This window comes from Photobacterium lucens, assembly GCF_009873615.1.
In the GTDB taxonomy this organism is placed as follows: domain Bacteria; phylum Pseudomonadota; class Gammaproteobacteria; order Enterobacterales; family Vibrionaceae; genus Photobacterium; species Photobacterium lucens.
On the sequence record NZ_SSMG01000354.1, the window covers coordinates 1 to 2,458 of the forward strand.

Genomic DNA, 2,458 nt, shown 5'->3' on the forward strand with positions numbered 1-2,458 from the left:
GATTGATAAATAAAATCACTCTATCTCATTAAAAAAAATCATCTTCACACCTATCGATTTTTTAGCGTTTTAAGCGCATAGTCGCCGCTCATACAGCAACCTTATATTTTAAGTTCGCCAAACTTTAGGTTGTTGACTATCCTTTTTTATTTGTCGCGAGTAACGCAATGAAAATTGGCATTTTGTCGCAAAACGCTAACCTATACTCTACCCGTCGCCTTGTTGAAGCTTGTGAGCAACGAGGACATGAAGCCGTTATTATTAATGCGCTACGTTGTTATATGAATATCAACTCTGTTCAGCCTTCTATCCATTTTGAAGGTAATGATTTAGCAGGGTTTGATGCCATCATTCCTCGTATCGGCTCTGACATCACTTTTTATGGTTGTTCAGTACTACGTCAGTTTGAAATGATGGGCGTTTTCCCGGTAAACCAATCCATTGCGATTTCGCGCTCTCGTGACAAACTTCGCTCACTACAACTATTAAGTCGTAAGGGTGTTGGCATGCCAATTACAGGCTTTGCAAGTAAACCTGATGATGTGCCCGATCTGATCAAAATGGTCGGTGGTGCGCCACTGGTGATTAAGCTACTTGAAGGTACGCAAGGCATTGGCGTGGTATTGGCTGAGACACAAAAAGCAGCTGAAAGCGTGATTGAAGCTTTTATGGGATTAAAAGCGAATATCATGGTGCAGGAATACATCAAAGAAGCTGGCGGCGCTGATATTCGCTGCTTCGTTATCGGTGATAAAGTCATTGCATCCATGAAGCGCCAAGCCGCTGAAGGGGAGTTTCGATCTAACCTTCATCGTGGTGGTAGTGCCTCACTGATCCGCATTACGCCAGAAGAGCGTAAAACCGCCATTGCGGCAGCAAAAGCAATGGGATTAAGCGTAGCTGGTGTTGATTTATTGCGTTCTAATCGTGGTCCACTGATCATGGAGGTGAACTCATCACCAGGTTTAGAAGGAATTGAAGCAGCGACAGGTAAAGACATTGCAGGCATGATCATCGAATACATTGAGAAAAATGCCAATAAAAACAAAAGATTCCAACTAAATCAGTAACATAATAAAGCAGCTTCTTATTAATAATATAAAGAGGCTGCTTTAATATCAGCAAAGATCAGCTTTTCACATCAAATACAGCAAAAAGATGCACAAATCATACCGCTAAACAAACACTCCCTTTGTTGCACCTAACTCATTGATTATAAATAATTTAATTTTGTGCAGCTTTTTACGCTTTTTTCCAAGTAAACTAACGCATTAATCTCATGGCTACTCGAAAGATATATTTTTCTATTAACACTAATGTTAGTAAGTAACAGCTTATTGAGTGTGTAACCATCATAACTGAATAATTCGACGCTTTTACAGTCATTTTTAAATGCATGACACCTAATAAGTGTGATCATCAAAACACCCCACCACTCATGTACAGATAAATGCTATCGACCAACCTCAAATTACGTTAACGTAGTTCATCACAACATAATGATCAGATGAAAAATCAAAGGATTAAAGCATGACAGATTTTACCTATGGCGTTGTAATGGTAGAAGATGACCAACCATTTGATATGGGACAGGTAAATACTCAGGACGTTCCAGAAGAAGCAGTTGCGACATATACACAAATTATCGAGCAATTACTTAAACAAGACAGCCAAGGTAAACAATATGCGGGTTTTGGCTTTGAAGGTGCTGAAAAGCTAGCGTTCAGCGCTTTACCGGTTGAAGAGCACGATAAAATTGCCACAGGATTAGTTTATAACCCAGATAACAACGGTGAAAACTTGGTATTAGTCGGACGTGTCTTCTTTAGCATTAAAGAGCGCTCTGTCTCTTTTAACATGGAAGCCAATGCTGATGAGGTCTTAGTACAAGGTGATGAAGACTTACGTGGCTTTGTGCAGTCTTTTATTGTCTGCTTTATGGCTGCTTGGGTGGAATTAAATAAAGCGCATCTGGCGTAATAGTACAAACAATAGTACCTCTGATATAAAACATCAGGGGTATTGCTTTTATCTTTCTATAAAACACCTCTCTCCCTTACCTCCCATTATCAACAAATCTGAAAACACACCACCTTACCCCCTTCAAAAACGTACAGCAATATATAGAGAAAACAGCTCTTTTATGTACGCAGTTAACAAAAAACTTAACACAAAGCCACAGATAAACATAACCCATTGATTTTTAATCAATATTTATTTTGTACAGCTTTTCACGCTTTTTACCCGATGAACTCAGTACAAGACATACCTATCAAGAACCTAATCTCACAAAAAAGCCATCACAACGAATACTTAACCTTATGAAGTTACTGGCAAAAAGAACCAAGCGAGAAAGCCTGTAATCAACCTAATAAAATAACAATTGATAACCACAATACAAACGATCATATAAATCACAATTAAATAGCTAAAAGCTGATTGTATTGTTGATTTATTT

Annotated in this window: 2 protein-coding genes; both read left to right on the forward strand. The window is 38.5% G+C overall.

The features are described from left to right. Positions 1-167: 167 nt before the first annotated feature. Positions 168-1,070 carry a 30S ribosomal protein S6--L-glutamate ligase gene (gene rimK / locus E5A76_RS14965; protein WP_053987643.1) on the forward strand — a complete coding sequence of 301 codons (903 nt, stop codon included), beginning with the start codon at positions 168-170 and terminating at the stop codon, positions 1,068-1,070. A gap of 460 nt (positions 1,071-1,530) precedes the next feature. Then, positions 1,531-1,980: a molecular chaperone GroEL gene (locus tag E5A76_RS14970; RefSeq protein ID WP_161119400.1), complete on the forward strand. Its 450-nt coding sequence runs from the start codon at positions 1,531-1,533 to the stop codon at positions 1,978-1,980. Positions 1,981-2,458 lie beyond the last annotated feature (478 nt).

Excerpts from the sequence above, each read along its gene's own strand:
- rimK (WP_053987643.1), top strand. The coding sequence starts at position 168 with ATGAAAATTGGCATTTTGTCGCAAAACGCTAACCTATACTCTACCCGT.
- E5A76_RS14970 (WP_161119400.1), top strand. The coding sequence starts at position 1,531 with ATGACAGATTTTACCTATGGCGTTGTAATGGTAGAAGATGACCAACCA.